This is a genomic window from Ruegeria sp. CG8 (assembly GCF_056537165.1).
In genome coordinates this window covers 1-1509 of sequence record NZ_JBQFRA010000012.1, presented here as the reverse complement: position 1 = coordinate 1509, position 1509 = coordinate 1, and the positions used below count along the sequence as shown (strand labels likewise).

Sequence of the window (1509 nt, the reverse complement as noted above, 5' to 3'; positions counted from 1 at the left end):
GTAAACGGCGGCCGTAACTATAACGGTCCTAAGGTAGCGAAATTCCTTGTCGGGTAAGTTCCGACCTGCACGAATGGCGTAACGACTTCCCCGCTGTCTCCAACATCGACTCAGCGAAATTGAATTGCCTGTCAAGATGCAGGCTTCCCGCGGTTAGACGGAAAGACCCCGTGCACCTTTACTACAGCTTCGCACTGGCATCAGGACTGCAATGTGCAGGATAGGTGGTAGGCTTCGAAGCAGGGACGCCAGTTCCTGTGGAGCCTCCCTTGAGATACCACCCTTTGCATTCTTGATGTCTAACCGCGGTCCGTTATCCGGATCCGGGACCCTGCGTGGCGGGTAGTTTGACTGGGGCGGTCGCCTCCTAAAGCGTAACGGAGGCGCGCGAAGGTTGGCTCAGAGCGGTCGGAAATCGCTCGTTGAGTGCAATGGCAGAAGCCAGCCTGACTGCGAGACTGACAAGTCGAGCAGAGTCGAAAGACGGCCATAGTGATCCGGTGGTCCCGAGTGGAAGGGCCATCGCTCAACGGATAAAAGGTACGCCGGGGATAACAGGCTGATACTGCCCAAGAGTCCATATCGACGGCAGTGTTTGGCACCTCGATGTCGGCTCATCTCATCCTGGGGCTGGAGCAGGTCCCAAGGGTACGGCTGTTCGCCGTTTAAAGAGGTACGTGAGCTGGGTTTAGAACGTCGTGAGACAGTTCGGTCCCTATCTGCCGTGGGTGTAGGAGACTTGAGAGGAGTTGCCCCTAGTACGAGAGGACCGGGGTGAACGATCCACTGGTGGACCTGTTGTCGTGCCAACGGCAGTGCAGGGTAGCTATGATCGGACAGGATAACCGCTGAAGGCATCTAAGCGGGAAGCCCCCCTCAAAACAAGGTCTCCCTGAGGGCCGTGGAAGACCACCACGTCAATAGGCCGGAGATGTAAGCGCAGCAATGCGTTCAGTTGACCGGTACTAATCGCCCGATAGGCTTGATTTGATCCAGTAACAGAAAGACAAAGCTCACCGCCTCAAGTAGCGAAGCGGTAGGCGATCAAACAAGACCAAAAGCATACACCGACCTTGACCAAGGACAACGACGTGACAATCCGCAAAGCGGATTGCACGGGGTTGATTGATTATACAACCGTGCGGGAACGCGCATTCGCAAGCGAATACGCCGCCTCCCGCGCGTCGCCTTTTTGCAAAGCAAAAAGAGCGACGGGGATTTTCCTCGGTTTGGTGGTCATAGCGCAAGTGAAACACCCGGTCCCATCCCGAACCCGGAAGTTAAGCACTGCAGCGCCAATGGTACTTGGGCTCAAGCCCCGGGAGAGTAGGTCACCGCCAAACCTAGAAAAATCCCCCCTCTCTAAAACGATCAAAAAACACGACCAGGTCTCAATCAGCCAAATAGGCAACAGACCAACCCAAAGTGTCGCGGGATGGAGCAGCCCGGTAGCTCGTCAGGCTCATAACCTGAAGGTCGCAGGTTCAAATCCTGCTCCCGCAACCAAAA

The 1509-nt window shown here is 55.7% G+C and carries 1 tRNA gene and 2 rRNA genes; all 3 read left to right on the top strand.

Features of this window, described 5'->3' with window-relative positions:
- Positions 1–990: ribosomal RNA gene (locus ACR0EF_RS18530) — 23S ribosomal RNA — on the top strand; the annotation flags it as partial.
- 238 nt (positions 991–1228) lie between these two features.
- Positions 1229–1343 (top strand): 5S ribosomal RNA (gene rrf, locus ACR0EF_RS18525).
- Positions 1344–1429: 86 nt separating this feature from the next.
- Positions 1430–1506: transfer RNA gene (locus tag ACR0EF_RS18520), tRNA-Met, on the top strand.
- Positions 1507–1509: the final 3 nt, after the last annotated feature.